Consider the following 17,327-nt stretch of genomic DNA (forward strand, 5'->3'; position numbering starts at 1 on the left):
TAGACCTAGCGGGCACAGGGTTTCATTTCCACTCTGAACGGATCAGCTCTGAAGCTTTCTCCGCGATCATGATGGTGGGAGAGTTGGTATTTCCCGAGGTTATGAACGGCATAACGGAAGCATCAACTACGCGCAATCCATGTATGCCAATTACATGCAGCGCGCTGTCCACCACGGCGCTCGGATCGTCCGCGCGGCCCATCTTGCAGGTGCCTACCGGATGGAAAATCGTGGTGCCGATCGCGCCTGCCGCCTGGGCCAATTCTTCCTCGGTTCGGTATTGGATACCGGGCTTGTATTCTTCCGGCGCGTAGCGCTGCAAGGCCGGCGCGGCGACGATCTTGCGCGTCAACGTCAAGGCGGCGGCGGCGACTTTGCGGTCTTCCAGCGTGCTCAAATACATCGGCGAAATCTTCGGCGGCGCATAGGAATCCGCGCTGGCGATGCGCACATGGCCGCGTGAGGTCGGACGCAGATTGCAAACGCTGGCCGTGAATGCTGGGAAAGCGTGCAAAGGTTCGCCGAACTTTTCCAGCGACAGCGGCTGCACGTGATATTGCAGATTCGGCGTGGCCTGCGCGGCATCCGAACGCGCAAAGGCGCCCAGCTGCGAAGGCGCCATCGACATCGGCCCGCTCTGGAACATCGCGTATTCGAGGCCGATTTTCATCTTGCCGTACCAGCTGGCAGCCATCGTATTCAGCGTGCGCGCGCCGCCGCCGAGCTTGTAGATCATGCGCAGTTGCAGATGGTCTTGCAGGTTTTCGCCGACGCCGGGCAGATCGGCCAGCGGCTCGATGCCATGCTGGCGCAAGCTGCCGGCCGCGCCGATGCCCGAGCATTGCAAAATTTGTGGAGAACCAACGGAGCCAGCCGCCAGCAGGGTTTCTTTGTCGGCGATGGCCGTGAACTGCGTGCCGCCGCCGGTGAAAATCACACCTTTACACACCGGTCCGCGATCGCTCATTTCGATCTGCAAACGTTCCACGTGGCAGCCGGTCATGATGGTCAGGTTGGGCCGCATCGACACCGGTTTCAAAAACGCCTTCGACGTATTCCAGCGGATGCCGCGTTTTTGATTGACGTCGAAATAGCCGCAGCCGGCGTTGTCGCCGCGATTGAAGTCGTCCACTTTCTGGATGCCGACCTGCTCCGCCGCATCGCGGAACGCGTCCAGGATTTGCCACGACAGACGCTGCTTTTCCACGCGCCATGGGCCGCCGGCGCCATGCAGTTCGGAAGCGCCGCCGTGATAATCCTCGCTCTTTTTAAACAGCGGCAGCACCGACTGCCAGCGCCAGCTGTCGTCGCCGGTCAGCTCGGCCCAGCGGTCGTAGTCGCTGGCCTGGCCGCGCATGTAGATCATGCCGTTGATGGAGGAACTACCGCCCAGCACCTTGCCGCGCGGGTAGAGCAGGCTGCGCCCGCCCAGGCCCGGATCGGCTTCGGTGCGGAACATCCAGTCGGTCCGTGGATTATCTATGCAATGCAGATAACCGACAGGAATATGGATCCACACATAATCGTCTCTACCACCCGCCTCGATCAGCAGGACATTCGCGTTTCTGTTTGCGCTCAACCGGTTTGCCAATACGCAGCCCGCCGAGCCAGCACCAATAATGATGTAATCGTAAATGCCTGCTGATTCCAAAAACTTCTCCTCCAAGAGTGCTGTTTCGGTCAGGCGGCTGCTATCTCCGCCAGCAATGTTTCAACCAGTTTTGCCGCCGGCATCGGCCTGGCGCGCGCGACGCCGGTACCGCACCACAGCGACATCAATTCCGTCTCGCCGCGCTTGCCCGCCTCCGCCCGGATGGCGCCGGTCAGTGCGTTTTGTATCGGATAGGCGGGGATCTGTTTTTCCACCGCAGCCATTTCAAGCATGAAACGGTTCTCCAGGCCGCGCGCATAGCGACCGGAAAACGTGCGCGTCAGCCGGGTCGGATGATCGCCGGCCGTCAGCAAGCGCTGCTTGTAAATCGGATTGATGGACGATTCGTCGCACACCAGGAACGCCGTGCCCATCTGCACCGCCTGGGCGCCGCCATTCAACGCGCGCTTGATATCGGCGCCATCCATGATGCCGCCGGCGGCGATCACGGGAATATGCACCGCCTCGACAATGGTCGGCAGCAGCTCGAAGGTGGTCAGTTTGGCGTCTTCCTGCGCGCCGATGAAGGTGCCGCGATGGCCGCCGGATTCGGTGCCGGAAGCGATCACCGCATCCGCGCCCCTGCTTTGCCAGGCCAGCGCTTCGTCGGCGTGGGTGATGGTGCCGATGACGAAAATGCCGGCATCATGCAGGCGGCGGATCTGCTCGGTGCTGAGGATGCCGAAGGTAAAACTGGCTACGGCGGGACGCAATTCGATCAGCGCCTCGAACTGGGCGGCAAAGTCTTCGCACCATTTGGCGGGCGTCGGCACTTCGGTCCAGCCCAGCGACGATGCGATCGGCTTCAGCCATTCCTTGGCGCGGGCCACTTCGTCCGGATCCGGCTTGGGCGTCTCCAGCACGAAGAAATTCAGGCAAAACGGCTTGTCGGTCAGGGCGCGGATCTGCGCGGTCTGGGTGCGGATGGTGTCCGGCGCAAGTAAGGAGCAAGCCAGCGAACCCAGCCCGCCGGCATTGGAGACCGCAGCCACTTGTGCGGGTGTGTTATTGCCGCCGGCCGTAGGTCCCTGGATGATGGGATGAGGAAAAATTGATGCCAGATTCATCTGATTTCTCGCATAAAGTGGCGTTTACGACATGTGGATAAGTCTATGGATATCCACAGGCACGAAATGTGAGTAAACAAAAAATTTTTGGGGACGCTTTTTCTTATCCCAAAACAGTTCTTTGCTCATACACGGCTTTCTCGCCCGCTTATGCAGCCCGTAAACGCCTGATTTTAATCCAAAATGAACACTTATCCACAGAAAAGTGTCTGCGTTAACAACTACTACTATTTTTATATATACATCTTTAGAGTAAACCATAAACCCAAAAACCACAGGCGGCTGCGCCGGAACGGCCTGATACCCCACTGGAACGGAAATAAGATTTCGCCAACATCTGCTTTCCCCTATACTGAATTCGCAAACAAACAGCCCCTGGCGGAGACATTTTGTCCTCACAGCGCAAAAATATGCGGTCGCCGGCTTATCTGCGCTTTCGGCGACGTCTGATCACCGGCCTTTTCCTCATGGCTGCGCTTGCCATTGCTGTTGTCGTTTCTCAATTCCGCACCGCCTACGTCGAACGTGAACTCGCGGTCAAAACCCAGACCGAGCACTACGTCAAAGCGATGGAAGCGCATGTGCTGTACTCGATACAGTCGGTCGACTTGTCGCTGATGGGATTTGCCAACGCCATCAAAGTTCTGACTCCCCAACAGCGACGGTCACCGGAAACAATGTCGGAGCTGTTGTCCTCGCGCGGTTCAGGTTTCAACAGCGAGTACTGGATCAGTTTTCTTGATGCCAAAGGCGATGCGATCGCCACCTCCACCGGCAACAATATTTCCGGCACCCGATACGGTGATCGCGATTACTTCAAAGCCCACCTGAATGTCGCCATGCGTGGCAAATTGTTCATCGGCGAACCGTCGATAGGACGACGCAGCAACCAAAGACTGTTTTTTCTCAGCCGTCGTGTGGAAAGCGCCAAGGGTGAATTCCTGGGAGTGATCGTCGCGCCCCTCAACGTCAACCGCTACGTCACGGTGTTTGAAAATTCGCGTTTCAACTCAGATATCTCGATTACGCTGCTACACAGCGGCGGCAAAGTGATCGCAGGTGTGCCCAATTTTGAACAATCGTTTGCACGCGATCAGGGACCGACCGACCTGTTCGACAACGTACGCCGCGCCAGTTCGGGGACTTTCAAAACAGTCAGCAGTGCCGACAGCCTTACCCGCGTGTTCAGTTATCGGGTGTTTGAAAACCTTCCCTTGATCATCGTCGTTGGCAGCAACGATGCGGAATCAGCCAGGCTACTCCAGCAAAACTATCTGATTGCCGGCGCTGGTTTGATCATGCTGCTGATACTGATGGCAGGCGCCGGTCATTTTTCGCTGCGCACCTACACCAAGCAGGAGGAACGCGAACTGCGCTTCCGCGCCCTGTACGCCGCCAGTCGGGAAATGGAGCAAAAGCTGCTGGCCAACGAGGAAGAACGCAAGAAAAACGAAGAATCCATGAAACTGGCTGCCCTGCTTTTCCAAAACAGCGGCGAAGGCATGATGGTCACCGACGCCGATGGACGCATATTGACCGTGAATCCAGCCTTCTCCCTGTTGAGCGGCTATACGGAAAAAGAAGTCATCGGCCACCGCGGCTATGAATTGACGACCAACCGCCAGGACATCAACTTCTTCACCCGCATGTTTGAATCGATCGCCCAAACCGGACAATGGGAAGGCGAACTCTGGCATCAGCATAAAGACGGCGATGAGTACCTGGTCGCGATGCGCTTCAACACCGTCTACGACGAGGTCGGCAATCCATTCCGCTACGTGGCGCTGCTGAGCGACATCACGAAAAAGAAAGCATCGGAAGAATTGATCTGGCGCCAGGCCAATTTCGATGCGCTGACCGGCTTGCCGAACCGGCGCATGTTCCACGAGCATTTGCGCCAGGAAATGAAAAAAACCGACCGCTCCCATCTGCCGATGGCGCTGGTTTTCATGGATCTTGACCACTTCAAGGAAATTAACGACACCCTGGGCCACGATAAAGGCGATTTGCTGCTCAAAGAAGTGGCAAGCCGTTTGTCCAGCACCGTGCGCGGCACCGATACGGTGGCGCGATTGGGCGGTGACGAATTCACCATCATCCTCAGCGAGTTGCGTAACGCCGGCGATGTGGTGCGCACAGCCCAGGAAATTCTCAAGCAAATGAGCACGCCGTTCAACCTGGGTAATGACGGCGACAAGCATATTGCCCGTATTTCGAGCAGCATCGGCATCACGCTCTACCCTGAAGACGGCGCCGATGCTGATACTTTAATCAAAAACGCCGACCAGGCCATGTACGCAGCCAAGCAACAGGGCCGCAACCGCTTCAATTATTTCGCTCCGTTCATGCAGGAAGCCACCCGCGTGCGCATGACCCTGGTCAACGAATTGCGCGAAGCGGTCAATCACAACGAACTGCGGATCTTGTTCCAGCCGATTATCGACCTGGCCAGCGGCAAGATTTGCAAGGCGGAAGCACTGGTGCGATGGCAGCACCCGGTGCGCGGACTGCTGAATCCTGCTGAATTTATCAGCATCGCCGAAAGCAGCGGCATGATCGTCGGCATCGGCGACTGGGTTTTCAAGCAGGCGGCACAGGAAGTGCAGAAATTACAGGCGCTGGGATTGCCCGATTTCCAGGTCAGCGTGAACAAATCGGCCTGGCAGTTCCGCGACGACGGCAGCAACTACCAGCAATGGCTGGATTTTCTCGAGGAACTGCACCTGAATGCCAACAGCATCATCATCGAAGTGACGGAAAACCTGCTTTTGGACACCGCCAACTCGGTTTCGGAACGAATGTTGGCTTTCCAGCATGCTCACATGCAGATTTCACTGGACGATTTCGGCACCGGCTACTGCTCGGTGGCGTTTTTGAAGCGATTCGATATCGATTACATCAAAATCGATCCAACTTTTGTCTCAAATCTGTCCAGCGGCACCGACGGCATCGTGCTTTGCGAGGCAATTATCGCCATGGCGCACAAGCTGAACATCAAAGTAATCGCCGAAGGCATCGAAACGCCTCAACAACTGGCGGCTCTGACAGCCGCAGGATGCGATTTAGGGCAGGGATACCTGATTTCCAAGCCGATTTCAGGCGAAGAACTGGAAAAACAGATCAAAAGTGAGCAGGCACCTGTGAATAACTCGCTGGATATCCACAGGACGACTTGTGAGTAAGGACCAAGTTGTCCAAAGGCCGCCATTTTATACAGAATTGCTCCTGAACTGGTACAGCGTTTATGCAAGCGCTTATCTTTCTCGTAAACGGATGATTTGTAAACGTATACATGACTTATCCACAGGCTTTTGGTCGTTTACTATTACTACTATTTTTATATAAATCCTTTGTAAACTACTAAACCCGTAAAACGCGAAATCTGAAGACCTCCTCGTGTTTTAAAAACACTCCAGACCACAAAAAACGCCTTAAAATCGATCGTTTTTTGTAAACTGCTGTGGAAAAGCAGCTCGAAATCCACAGCCTCCACCTCTACAAACCAAGGAAAACTATGCGTTTAGGCATCATCAGCGCTTTGGCTGAAGAACAGCACGGGCTGATAGAAGCCCTTGAGAGCCCCTACAAGCTCGTCCATGGCATGCGGGAGTACACGGGCGGGAAACTCTGGGAAATCGACGCTGTGTGCGTTCTATCGCGTATAGGCAAGGTTGCAGCAGCGATGACAGCTTCCATCCTTGTGGAAAAGTTCAGAGTTACCCACATCGTCTTCACCGGCGTTGCTGGAAGCGGGGATAAAAATGTACAAGTTGGTGATATCGTCGTTGCTGAAGAGCTGGTTCAGCATGATTTCGATGCCAGCCCGCTTTTTCCACAGTTTGAGATCCCGCTGACAGGCTTGTCGCGCTTCGCGACCGACACGGCCCTGACCCAGCGATTGGCTGTCGCCGCCGCACAAACCACGCGGGTACACCGGGGATTGATCGCCAGCGGTGATCAATTCATAGGCAAACTGGCTCAAATTCAGGCCTTGAAAGCTGCTTTTCCTGATTTATTGGCAGTGGAGATGGAAGGCGCAGCGGTCGCGCAAGTGTGTTTCGAGCTGGGCATCCCGTTTGCCGTCATCCGCACGATCTCGGACAACGCCAATGACGATGCGGCCGTCGATTTCATGCATTTCATCAAAACCGTGGCTTCGCGTTATGCTTTTGAGGTGATTGAAAACTTTTGCAAGGCATAGAAATGGTGATCATCCCGGCAGGGACCATCGCAATGCGGGATGACCGAACCGGTCGCGCATGGGTAGTCGAACTTCCATCGTTTGAGATCGGCCGCTATCCGGTCACCCAGGCCGAATACGCGGCAGTCAGCGGCGCGTGGCCAGCATCCCACGATTCCCCGCACAGTCCGGTGGAAAACGTCTCCTGGATCGATGCCGTCCGGTTCTGCAACAGCTTGTCGGCTAGCGCAGGATTGAGGCTGTGCTACGAACTTCATGAAGACAGCGCCACCCGTATCCCTGGCAGCGACGGCTATCGCCTGCCCACCGAGGCGGAATGGGAATATGCATGCCGGGCCGGCACTAACGGCCCACGTTATGGCGAACTCGACGACATCGCCTGGTACCGGGAGAATTCCGGCGGCCGTTCCTGCGTGGTCGGCCTGAAGCAGCCCAATCTGTGGGGGCTGCACGATATGCTGGGCAATGTCTGGGAATGGTGCGAAGACCAGTACGACCCCGCGGTCTATGGCTTGTATCGGGTATTCCGGGGTGGCGGCTGGTCGGATGTCGAACGCGGTTGCCTGGCGACGAACCGCCGCCGCAGCCATCCCACCTATGCCATTGACGATCTCGGATTCAGGGTCGTCAGATCGCAGGCGTAAAAAAAGGGCCAGGTTTTATCCTGGCCCCCAAAACAACAACAGGTAATCGTTACAGTTATGCGTCCAGCGTCATCAGGCTGGCGTTGCCGCCGGCTGCGGTCGTATTCACGCACAGAGCGCGCTCAGCGAGCAAACGCCACAGGGGGATGGCGCCATCCTCGTTGGTGTCGATCAAGCCCACTAGCGCCCCGCTACGGGCCGCCAGCGAGGTGCGCAGGCCGGCGACCAGCATGGTCTCCACCAATGCGATCTGGAAATCGCCAGCGAAGCTTTCCAGCGAGCCAACCACCTGGATGCGGTCCTTGACCACCGCCGGCAGGTCCGCAGGCAGCAATTTGGACGATTCCGCCGTCAGCAACGCGATATTGCCAGTCGCCAGCGTCGCCGCGATCTGGTTCAGCAGGCCAGCTTGCGTGCCGGCTGCGCACACCACGGAACCGCGTGCGACCAGCGCCAGCGTGTTGCGTTCACCGGTCGGGCCAGGCAATACGGTCACGCTGCCCAGCATCGTGGTACGGCTGTATTGCTCGGCCAGGGTGGCGGCACGCTCGTGGCCATGCATTTTTGACCAGACTGCCAGCGCATCCAAGCCGGGCGTCGCTTGGCTCTCGTGCTGGGCGCTGGTGATGGCGCCGCGTTGCAGACGCTTCAGGTACAGCGGACCGCCGGCTTTCGGGCCGGTGCCGGATTTGCCTTCGCCGCCGAATGGCTGGACGCCGACCACCGCGCCGACGATGTTGCGGTTGACGTAGATATTGCCGACATGCGCGCGCGAGGTGATGTAGTCGATGGTTTCATCGATGCGCGAATGCACGCCCAGGGTCAGGCCGTAGCCGCTTTCGTTGATCTGCTCGATCAGCTTCGGCAGATCGGCGCGCTTGTAGCGGATCACGTGCAGGACCGGGCCGAACACTTCCTGCGTCAGCTCGGACAGCGAACGGATCTCCAGCACGGTAGGCGGCACGAAGGTGCCGGCCGCTGTCACGCTGGAAGGCAGGTCCAGCGAGAAGTAGTTCAGCGCGGTCGCCTTCAGCTTGTTGATGTGCGCCAGCAGGTTTTGCTGGGCTTCGGCGTCGATCACCGGGCCGATGTCGGTCACGAGGCGGTCCGGGCAGCCGACTTTCAGCTCCTGCATCGCGCCCTTGAGCATTTTGATGGTCTTGTCGGCGATATCTTCCTGCAGGAACAGCACGCGCAGCGCCGAGCAGCGCTGGCCGGCGCTGTCGAAAGCCGACGAAATCGCATCCTGCACCACTTGCTCAGGCAAGGCCGACGAATCGACGATCATGGCATTCTGGCCACCGGTCTCGGCGATCAGCGGGATATCGGCGTTTTCAGCGACGGCGCGCTTGGCCAGGGTGCGGTTGATCAGCTGCGCCACTTCGGTCGAGCCGGTGAAGATCACTCCTTTGACGCGCGCGTCGGCGGTCAGCGCGGCGCCGACCACTTCGCCGCGGCCCGGCAGGAATTGCAGCGCGGCGCGCGGAATGCCCGCTTCGTGCAGCAGCTCGACGGCGCGGTGGGCGATCAGCGGCGTCTGCTCGGCCGGCTTGGCCAGCACCACGTTGCCGGCCGCCAGCGAGGCCGCCACCTGGCCCGTGAAGATCGCCAGCGGGAAGTTCCACGGGCTGATGCAGGTCACCGGACCCAGCGCCAGGGTGTTGGTCGAGCCATGCACTTCGCCAGCGTAGTAGCGCAGGAAATCGACCGCTTCGCGCAGCTCGGCGATGGCGTTCGGCAGCGATTTGCCGGCTTCGCGGATCGCCAGCGTCATCAGTTCCATGGCGTTGGTTTCGAACAGGTCGGCGGCGCGGTTCAGTGCATCGGCGCGCAGCGACGGTTCGGTGGTCTGCCAATCCATGGCGAAAGTGCTGGCGCTGGTCAGCGCGGTTTCAACGTCGGCGGCGCTGGCTTCCACCAGCTGGCCGACGATGTCGCTGCGTTGCGCCGGATTGCTCACGTCCTGCGTCGGCTGGCCGGCGCTCAGGCCGCCCGCCAGCAAAGGCGCGGCGCGCCAGCTGCGCGGCGCGGCCAGTGCTGCCGAAATATTACGCAGCACGTCTTCATTGGCCAGGTCGAAACCGGCCGAGTTCTTGCGGTCGCCGAACATGTCCAGCGGCAGGGCGATGCCGGTATGCGGCAGGCCGCCCTGTTCGCGCGCTTGGGCGACCGGGTCCTTGACCAGCGAGTCGACCGGGATCGCTTCGTCAACGATCTGGTTGACGAAGGACGAGTTGGCGCCGTTTTCCAGCAGGCGGCGCACCAGGTAGGCCAGTAGCGTTTCGTGGGTGCCGACCGGGGCGTAGATGCGGCAAGGCTTGTCCAGGTTGTCTTTGCCGACCACCTGGTCGTACAGCGATTCGCCCATGCCGTGCAGGCACTGGAATTCGTAGTCGGTCACGCCGTCGCGCTTGGCCCAGGTGTAGATCGTCGACAGGGTTTGCGCGTTGTGGGTGGCGAACTGCGGATAGATCACGCCGGTCGAGCCCAGCAGCTTTTGCGCGCACACCAGGTAGGACACGTCGGTGTAGACCTTGCGGGTGTAGACCGGATAGCCGCTCATGCCGTCGACTTGGGCGCGCTTGATTTCGGCATCCCAATACGCGCCCTTGACCAGACGCACCATGAACTTGCGGCCGCTGCGCTTGGCCAGGTCGATCAGGTAGTCGATGACGAACGGGCAACGCTTCTGGTAAGCCTGCACGACGATGCCGATGCCTTCGAAGCCGGCCAGTTCAGGGTCGTAGGCCAGTGCTTCAACCAGGTCCAGCGACAGTTCCAGGCGGTCGGCCTCTTCCGCATCGATGTTCAGGCCGATGTCGTAGTGCTTGGCCAGCAGCATCAGTTCGCGCACGCGCGGCAGCAGTTCTTCCAGCACGCGGGTGCGTTGGGCGCGGCTGTAGCGCGGGTGCAGCGCCGACAGTTTCACCGAAATGCCGGGGCCGTTCTTGATGCCGCGGCCGTTCGAGGCCTTGCCGATCGCGTGGATCGCGGTTTCGTAGGAAGCGTAGTATTTCTTGGCGTCGGCCTCGGTCAGCGCCGCTTCGCCCAGCATGTCGTAGGAGTAACGATAGCCGCGCGCTTCGTTGGACTGGCCGTTCTTGATTGCTTCGTCGATGGTCTGGCCGGTGACGAACTGGTTGCCCAGCATACGCATCGCCAGGTCCACGCCCTTGCGGATCAGCGGTTCGCCGCCCTTGGAAATGAGCTTGGTCAGTGCCGAGCCCAGGCCGGTTTCGCTGCTGGTGGAGACCAGCTTGCCGGTGATCAGCAGACCCCAGGTGGCGGCGTTGACGAACAGCGAAGGCGATTCGCCCAGGTGCTTGCGCCAGTCGCCCTTGCTGATTTTGTCGGCGATCAAGCGGTCGGCGGTGGCGTTGTCGGGAATACGCAACAGTGCTTCGGCCAGGCACATCAGCGCCACGCCCTCTTCCGACGACAGCGAAAACTCGTGCATCAGGGCATCAACACCGGAGGCGCGGGTGCGCTGTTCGCGCACCGAGCTGACCAGTTTATGTGCCAGTTGCTGGGCCTGCTGCAGGGTGCCGGCATCGTTGTTTTTGATTTGTTCCAGCAGCCACTGAACGGCGCTGACTTCATCGCGGCGATAGGCTGCCGTCACTGCTGCGCGCAGGGGAATCGGGTCGCGCAGGATTTCGGCCTGCATGGCGGCGAAAGGGGTAAAACCGGTGGCTGCTGCTGCTTGCATTGAATACTCTCAGAAGGAAAATTTTGGCGCAGCTGATTGCAAAAAAACGCTCTGCCTGCGAGTGCTGGAGAGCGTGAATCTGAGTCAACTGCTGATGATTCGATTGTAGTGGGATTTCTTCTGGATTAATTCTGGTATTGCAGGGGGCTAGCAATAGATTGTTTTTAGTGCGACAATTTAACCAAATAATATTTATTTGGGAGTTCCCGGAAATGTTAGACAAGATCAGCAAAAAAATCTTGATGGAATTGCAGAGCGATGGCCGCATCAGCAATGTGGAACTGGCGGCGCGGGTGAACCTGTCACCAGCCGCTTGCCTGGAACGCGTGCGCAAGTTGCACGAATCTGGCTACATCATGGGCTACACGGCACAATTGAATCCGCAGCTGCTGGATGTGTCCCTGCTCGTTTTCATCGAAGTGGTGCTCGATCGCACGACACCCGAAGTGTTCGACGCCTTCAAACATAGCGTGCAGGTGATACCGGAAGTGCTGGAGTGCCACATGGTTGCCGGCGGCTTCGACTATCTGGTCAAAGCCCGCGTCAAGGACATGGCGGCCTACCGCGAATTCCTGGGTAAAACCCTGCTCCAGAAGGGCGTACGCGAAACGCATACCTACGCCGTCATGGAAGAGGTGAAGAATACCACCAAGTTGCCCATAAAATAGCATCAAGGAAATAAATTAGTCGAGACGCCCGAGGCGCCTGGTAAAACGGGGGACAGATGAAGCTTTTGCAGCACAAGCTGGTGCAACGTGGATTGTGGTTATTGGGCGCGACGGCTGGTGGTACCTGCCTTGCATATTTGTTCAAGCTGGCGGCCGGCGACGGCGCCGCGCTGGTCTATACGGCGGCGCCGGCGGCGCTGACCGGGGCTTTGGTGGCCCGCTGGGCCGCCGGCCTGAATAAGGACGAGGGCGGCGTGCGCCGCTTCGCCCAGGTGGTCGGCGACGAAATCGACGCCATCATGATCGGCGCGGCGGAAACCTCGTATTTCGTCGATTCCGTCAAAAAGAAAATCGAACTGGACGTGGGCACGGCCGGGGTCATCGTCCGCAGCGCGGCCCACAATGCGCAGGCTACCGCCGCCATTGCCGCCAATGCCGAGCGCGCCGCCAAGATCGCCGCCCAGGTGCGCGGCGAGACGGTGGCAGGGCGCACCGAGGCCGATCACGGCTTGCAACGCATCAACACGGCGCGCCAGGATGCGCAGACCGCAGCGGCTGTCATGGCCAGCCTGCAAATGAATTCCCGCAAAATTTATAGTTTTACCGAGGCCATCAGCGAAATCTCGGCCCGCACCAACCTGCTGGCGCTGAATGCCGCCATCGAGGCCGCGCGCGCCGGCGAACAGGGGCGTGGTTTCGCCGTGGTCGCCAGCGAGGTGCGCCAGCTGGCGCTGCGCACCAAGGAAGCCACCGACGAAATCAGCACCATGGTGCGCGAGATTAATCAGCAGGCCGAACAGGCGGCCACCGGCATGAATTCGCTGGCGCTGAAGGTCAGCGATGCGGCCGGCAATGTGGAAACGGTGCATGGTTTGCTGGGCAATATCGAGCGTTCGTCCGGCGTGTCGGAGGAAGAGATCGGCGAGATCGCCCGGGCGTCGCGCGAGCACGTCGCCACGACTGAAGAAATCGCCACGGCCATTGCCAGCATCCGCGACAGCTTGTTATCCACAGAAAAGGAATTGCCGCGCGCCGCCAGTTCGGCGATGGCGCTGGCTGAGCGGGCCGAAGTCATCACCGGCGCGCTGGGGGAATCGTCGATAGAAACCTCGCACGATGCGATCCGCATCGCCGCGCAGCAAACGGCCGAACAGGTGGGACGGATATTCGAGGCGGCTATCTCTTCCGGCAAGATCACGCGCGATGCGCTGTTCGACCGCACCTACACGCCGATCCCGAACACCGACCCGCCCAAGCACAAGACCCGCTTCGACGATTTCACCGACCGGGCGCTGCCGCAGTTGCAGGAAGGTTTGCTGGTTGCCATGCCGCAGCTGGCCTACGCCGGCGCTGTGGATAACAATGGATATTTCCCCACCCACAATAAGAAGTTTTCGCAGCCGCTGACGGGCAATTACGACGTCGATATCGTCAACAACCGCACCAAGCGCATCTTCAGCGACCGCACCGGCAAGCGCTGCGGCTCGAACACCAAGCCCTTCCTGCTGCAAACCTACAAGCGCGATACCGGCGAAGTGATGCACGACCTGTCGGCGCCGATTTATGTGAACGGCAAGCACTGGGGCGGTTTCCGCATCGGCTACCGCTCCAGCCACCAGTAATCAGTACCGCCGTTCAGTACGTGTCGTTCTTGGGCGCCGTGCCCGGCGCGGTGCGCTGGGCCACGGTGTTCATGCCTTCCAGATGCATGCGCAGCCACTTGTGGGCCGGGCTGCGGGCATCGCGCTCGTGCCACAGCATGTCCAGGTGCACGGCCGGCAAGGTGAACGGCAATTCCTTGGAAATCAGCGCGTCGGTCATGCCGGTCGAGGCGATCAGGTGGCGCGGCAACACGGTGATCAGGTCCGAATTGGCCACCACGCGGCCGGCGGTGAAGAATTGGTTCACCGTCAGCAGGATGCGGCGCTCGCGCTGGATTTGCGCCAGCGCCTCGTCCACCAGGCCGTGCGCGCGGCCGGAAAAACTCACCAGCAGGTGATTGGCCTTGCAATAGTTGTCCAAGGTCAGGTCGACCTTGGACAGCGGATGGTCGCGCCGCATCACGCACACATAATGTCCAGAATACAGTCGCTCATGGCGGATCGGCGAGCCGGTCTCGTATGACAACTGCGCCGCCACGCCGGGGAAGAAGCCCACCGCCAGGTCGATATCGCCGCGCAGCAGCATCGGCCGCGGCTCGCGCGTGGTCAGCGGCACCATGCGCACGTTGACGCCCGGCGCTTCGCTCTCGATCGAGCGCATCAGCGACGGCAGCCAGAAGGCGGCGGTGGCGTCGGCCATCGCCATGCGGAAGGTGGCGTGGGCGGCGGAGACGTCGAAGGTTTCCGGCGCCACGGCCGCTTCCAGGCTGGCCAGCGCGCTGCGCACCGACGGCCACAGCGCCTCGGCGCGCGGGGTCGGCTTGACGCCGTAGGCAGTGCGGATCAGCAATTCGTCGCCCAGGCTTTCGCGCAGGCGCTTGATGGCGTTGGAAACAGCGGGTTGGGTCATGGCCAAATGGCCGGCGGCGCGTGTCAGGTTCTGCTCTGTCATCACGGCGTCGAAGACGCGTAACAAATTCAAGTCCAGCGTCAAAAAGCTCATGTTGGCTCGGGATGTGGGGTTGGGGTCGGTACAGTATCGAGAAATATGGATTTCTCGTCAATGATAGGCATCCCATTCACCAAACGAATAATTGTTATCGGGGAAGTAAATTGGATACTTATGTTGCGCTGCACTATAGTTACACTTGATTCTAAATGCAGTGCTACAACATGTCTACCATCATCTCAGTCGTACAAAATTTTTCCTTGATCGCCGCCGGTGAGCTGGCGCTGGTCAGCGGCGCCGTCTGCGCGCTGATCGTCCTGTTCAAACCGCTGCTGCGCGGCCTGGCGCGTGCCGCCATGCTGGTCATCAAGCCGAAACGCAGCAAGGAAGAGCAGTTGCAGCGCCGCCAGATGCGCGATGCAATGATGCTCAAGCGCATGCTCAATGCGATGGAACGTGATCCCAGCCATGCGGCCGAACTGCGCGCCATGGCTGCACGCGCCTAAGTTTTAAGCAACGGTACCGGGCCTCCGGTACCGCGCCGCAACATTACTTCTCGCCCAGCAGGGCAGGTTTCAGCGAGCTGTCGACCGGATGGTCGCCCAGCCAGATGCGCAGCACGGCGTTGTAGAACGCCATGTCCGGCATCAACTCCCCGATTTTCTTACCGTTCAGATAGCACTGCGTGCCCTCGCCCGGGGTCCAGTCCAGCAGCATCTGGTCGCCCTTCTTCAGCGCCTGGATCTGCGCGAACACTTCGCCGAACTTCATCGTCTGCGTCGCAATTTTGCTGCGTTCGTTCTTGTCGGTGTTGTTGTTCAGGCCTTCCAGGAAGGCCTTGCCGAAGTCTTCCGAGCTCACTTCGCGCAGCATCGTGATCGACACGCGGCGCGGGCCCTGGGTGGCCAGCACGTCCGGCACGGAGGTTTTCTTTTCGGACAGGTACAGGCCGGCGGCGTAGACCTTGAAGATGACCTTGGTGCGCAGACCGGCGCCGTTCAGCTTCAGTTCTTTACCGGCAACGTTGATGGTGTCGTCGAATTTAACGCCGGCCACTTCCACGGCGGCAAAGGCGGGCAGGCTAAAGCTGCCGGCCAGGAAGGCGGCAGCCATCAGGCTCTTGATGATATTTCTGCGATTCATGAGTTGTCTCCGAGGATGATAGATGCCCGCATCTCGCCCGCGATGTAGGCGTTGCTGGAATATACCATCGGGAGTCGCGCAAAAACGCGTGGCGGCGCAAATTGGCCGCACGGTCATGCTTTTTCAGGCTCGTCAGGCCTTGCTGGCGGCTTGCAAACGGTCGAATTTGTCGCGCAATTGCTCTTCGGTCTCGCGCCAGGCGGGATTGAAGGGGATGCAGCTGACCGGGCACACCTGCTGGCATTGCGGCTCATTGAAATGGCCGACGCACTCGGTGCACTTGTCCGGATTGATTTCGTAAATTTCGGCGCCCATGTAGATCGCATCGTTCGGGCACTCAGGCTCGCAAACGTCGCAATTGATACAGTCGTCGGTGATCATCAAGGCCATGATGGAACTCGCTTATTGCTGCTCGGCGGCGTTGTTGGCGGCAATTTTCTTTTGCAACCAGCGGTCGACCGATGGGAAAACAAACTTCGATACGTCGCCGCCCAGCACCGCGATCTCGCGCACGATGGTGCCGGAGATGAACTGGTATTGGTCGGACGGGGTCAGGAACAGGGTTTCGACATCCGGCAGCAGGTAGCGGTTCATGCCCGCCATCTGGAACTCGTATTCGAAGTCGGACACGGCGCGCAGGCCGCGCACGATGACGCGGGCGTCATGCTCGCGCACGAAATCCTTCAGCAGGCCGGAGAAACTCTGGACCTTGACGTTGGGATAGTGGCCCAGGACTTCGTTGGCGATGGTCAGGCGCTCTTCCAGCGAGAAGAACGGTTTCTTGTTCTTGCTGTCGGCAACACCCACCACCAGCGTGTCGAACAGACCGGATGCGCGACGCACCAGATCTTCGTGACCACGGGTCAACGGATCAAAAGTTCCTGGATAAACGGCTACTACCATCGCGGCTCCTTGCAGTGCACCAATATAGAACGCGCATTATGCCTGAAAATCCCTGTTTGCCTTAATTTGGGGCTGCTTGCAGCCCTTTTAGCGGCAAATGCGGGCCGTTCAGGCTGCCGTTTGCTTGTGCTTTAATAAATGATAGAACACCATCCCGGCCTTGTCAGCCCGCAGCACTTCCCACGGCGCCATCCACTCCGGCGCGGCGTCCTCTTCGAACTCCAGCGCCAGGCCGGATTCGGCGTAGATCAGGCCGCTCTCTTTCAAAATGCGCGTGCACAGCGGCAGGCAGCGTTCGAGGAACTCCTGCTGGTACGGCGGATCAAGGAAGATCAGGTCGTATTTCTGACCGCGCGCGGCGGCCGACTGGGCCACGGCCAGGGCGTCGGCGCGCATGATCTGCACGTTCTCGGCTTTCAGCTTGGCCTTGATGTCTTCCAGCTGGCGTACCACCGGCACCACGGTGTCGATCATCGTCACCGATTGCGCGCCGCGGCTGGCCGCCTCGAAACCCAGCGCGCCGCTGCCGGCGAACAAGTCCAGCACCTGCGCATCGGCCCAATTGCCGTCGCGCTGGTGATTGATCCAGTTAAACACGGTTTCGCGCACGCGGTCCGGCGTCGGACGCAGGCCGGAGGCGCTCAGCACCGGCAGCGGCGTGCGCTTCCAGGCGCCGCCGATGATGCGCACCTGGTTGCTGTGCTGGGGACCGTGGACCGGTACTTTGGCTGGTTTCGCGGGCTTGGTGGCGGGCTTTTTTTGCATGTGGCTGTGTTCTAAGTCATTGATTC

At 59.6% G+C, this 17,327-nt stretch carries 14 protein-coding genes; 6 read left to right on the forward strand and 8 right to left on the reverse strand.

Annotated features, from left to right (window positions below; all coding sequences use genetic code 11):
• Positions 1-22 precede the first annotated feature (22 nt).
• Positions 23-1,651 (reverse strand): GMC family oxidoreductase, encoded by a 1,629-nt coding sequence (locus D0T21_RS21150; protein ID WP_116991280.1) that lies wholly within the window; start codon positions 1,649-1,651, stop codon positions 23-25.
• Positions 1,652-1,680: 29 nt separating this feature from the next.
• Positions 1,681-2,718, reverse strand: a complete 1,038-nt coding sequence (locus D0T21_RS21155) for a nitronate monooxygenase family protein (protein ID WP_116991281.1) — start codon at positions 2,716-2,718, stop codon at positions 1,681-1,683.
• 389 nt (positions 2,719-3,107) lie between these two features.
• On the opposite strand from D0T21_RS21155, the gene D0T21_RS21160 reads away from it, so the two are divergent.
• The 3 genes from D0T21_RS21160 (at position 3,108) to D0T21_RS21170 (ending at position 7,563) form a co-directional block, all read left to right on the forward strand.
• Positions 3,108-5,900: an EAL domain-containing protein gene (locus D0T21_RS21160; RefSeq protein WP_229211581.1), complete on the forward strand. Its 2,793-nt coding sequence runs from the start codon at positions 3,108-3,110 to the stop codon at positions 5,898-5,900.
• Between the two features lie 332 nt (positions 5,901-6,232).
• A complete protein-coding gene (locus D0T21_RS21165) occupies positions 6,233-6,919 on the forward strand; it encodes a 5'-methylthioadenosine/adenosylhomocysteine nucleosidase (RefSeq protein ID WP_116991283.1) in 687 nt (228 codons plus the stop codon).
• 2 nt (positions 6,920-6,921) lie between these two features.
• Entirely contained in the window at positions 6,922-7,563 is a 642-nt protein-coding gene (locus tag D0T21_RS21170) for a formylglycine-generating enzyme family protein (protein WP_116991284.1), read from the forward strand.
• Between the two features lie 55 nt (positions 7,564-7,618).
• Here D0T21_RS21170 and putA read toward each other — a convergent pair whose 3' ends face one another.
• The gene (gene putA, locus D0T21_RS21175) at positions 7,619-11,272 is read right to left on the reverse strand and encodes a trifunctional transcriptional regulator/proline dehydrogenase/L-glutamate gamma-semialdehyde dehydrogenase (RefSeq protein ID WP_116991285.1); all 3,654 of its coding nucleotides are present in this window, start codon (positions 11,270-11,272) and stop codon (positions 7,619-7,621) included.
• 212 nt (positions 11,273-11,484) lie between these two features.
• Between putA and D0T21_RS21180 the strand changes: the two genes are divergently transcribed.
• Positions 11,485-11,940 carry an Lrp/AsnC ligand binding domain-containing protein gene (locus D0T21_RS21180; RefSeq protein WP_008443393.1) on the forward strand — a complete coding sequence of 152 codons (456 nt, stop codon included), beginning with the start codon at positions 11,485-11,487 and terminating at the stop codon, positions 11,938-11,940.
• A 56-nt stretch (positions 11,941-11,996) separates the two neighbouring features.
• Complete coding sequence (locus D0T21_RS21185; protein WP_116991286.1) at positions 11,997-13,562, forward strand: methyl-accepting chemotaxis protein; 1,566 nt, start codon at positions 11,997-11,999, stop codon at positions 13,560-13,562.
• Between the two features lie 13 nt (positions 13,563-13,575).
• On the opposite strand, the gene D0T21_RS21190 is transcribed toward D0T21_RS21185, so the two are convergent.
• Complete coding sequence (locus D0T21_RS21190; RefSeq protein ID WP_116991287.1) at positions 13,576-14,544, reverse strand: LysR family transcriptional regulator; 969 nt, start codon at positions 14,542-14,544, stop codon at positions 13,576-13,578.
• 170 nt (positions 14,545-14,714) lie between these two features.
• Here D0T21_RS21190 and D0T21_RS21195 point away from each other — a divergent pair, with 170 nt between their 5' ends.
• Complete coding sequence (locus tag D0T21_RS21195; protein ID WP_229211582.1) at positions 14,715-14,996, forward strand: hypothetical protein; 282 nt, start codon at positions 14,715-14,717, stop codon at positions 14,994-14,996.
• A gap of 43 nt (positions 14,997-15,039) precedes the next feature.
• On the opposite strand, the gene D0T21_RS21200 is transcribed toward D0T21_RS21195, so the two are convergent.
• The 4 genes from D0T21_RS21200 to rsmD form a co-directional block, all read right to left on the reverse strand.
• Positions 15,040-15,633, reverse strand: a complete 594-nt coding sequence (locus tag D0T21_RS21200; RefSeq protein ID WP_116991289.1) for a chalcone isomerase family protein — start codon at positions 15,631-15,633, stop codon at positions 15,040-15,042.
• 132 nt (positions 15,634-15,765) lie between these two features.
• Positions 15,766-16,023, reverse strand: coding sequence for a YfhL family 4Fe-4S dicluster ferredoxin (locus D0T21_RS21205; protein ID WP_116991290.1), 258 nt, complete (start codon positions 16,021-16,023; stop codon positions 15,766-15,768).
• 12 nt (positions 16,024-16,035) lie between these two features.
• On the reverse strand, positions 16,036-16,536 hold the full coding sequence (gene coaD, locus D0T21_RS21210) for a pantetheine-phosphate adenylyltransferase (protein ID WP_116991291.1): 501 nt from the start codon (positions 16,534-16,536) through the stop codon (positions 16,036-16,038).
• Positions 16,537-16,644: 108 nt separating this feature from the next.
• Positions 16,645-17,301 (reverse strand): 16S rRNA (guanine(966)-N(2))-methyltransferase RsmD, encoded by a 657-nt coding sequence (gene rsmD / locus D0T21_RS21215; RefSeq protein WP_116991292.1) that lies wholly within the window; start codon positions 17,299-17,301, stop codon positions 16,645-16,647.
• Between the last annotated feature and the right edge of the window lie 26 nt (positions 17,302-17,327).

The sequence above is a fragment of the Duganella sp. BJB476 genome, from assembly GCF_003416895.1.
In the GTDB taxonomy this organism is placed as follows: Bacteria; Pseudomonadota; Gammaproteobacteria; order Burkholderiales; family Burkholderiaceae_D; genus Rugamonas.

Bases quoted from the DNA above. Each gene is read 5' to 3' on its own strand.
- D0T21_RS21190 (WP_116991287.1), bottom strand. From the start codon at position 14,544: ATGAGCTTTTTGACGCTGGACTTGAATTTGTTACGCGTCTTCGACGCC.
- rsmD (WP_116991292.1), bottom strand. From the start codon at position 17,301: ATGCAAAAAAAGCCCGCCACCAAGCCCGCGAAACCAGCCAAAGTACCG.
- D0T21_RS21165 (WP_116991283.1), top strand. From the start codon at position 6,233: ATGCGTTTAGGCATCATCAGCGCTTTGGCTGAAGAACAGCACGGGCTG.
- putA (WP_116991285.1), bottom strand. From the start codon at position 11,272: ATGCAAGCAGCAGCAGCCACCGGTTTTACCCCTTTCGCCGCCATGCAG.
- D0T21_RS21155 (WP_116991281.1), bottom strand. From the start codon at position 2,718: ATGAATCTGGCATCAATTTTTCCTCATCCCATCATCCAGGGACCTACG.
- D0T21_RS21195 (WP_229211582.1), top strand. From the start codon at position 14,715: ATGTCTACCATCATCTCAGTCGTACAAAATTTTTCCTTGATCGCCGCC.
- D0T21_RS21185 (WP_116991286.1), top strand. From the start codon at position 11,997: ATGAAGCTTTTGCAGCACAAGCTGGTGCAACGTGGATTGTGGTTATTG.
- coaD (WP_116991291.1), bottom strand. From the start codon at position 16,536: ATGGTAGTAGCCGTTTATCCAGGAACTTTTGATCCGTTGACCCGTGGT.
- D0T21_RS21200 (WP_116991289.1), bottom strand. From the start codon at position 15,633: ATGAATCGCAGAAATATCATCAAGAGCCTGATGGCTGCCGCCTTCCTG.
- D0T21_RS21170 (WP_116991284.1), top strand. From the start codon at position 6,922: ATGGTGATCATCCCGGCAGGGACCATCGCAATGCGGGATGACCGAACC.
- D0T21_RS21180 (WP_008443393.1), top strand. From the start codon at position 11,485: ATGTTAGACAAGATCAGCAAAAAAATCTTGATGGAATTGCAGAGCGAT.
- D0T21_RS21205 (WP_116991290.1), bottom strand. From the start codon at position 16,023: ATGGCCTTGATGATCACCGACGACTGTATCAATTGCGACGTTTGCGAG.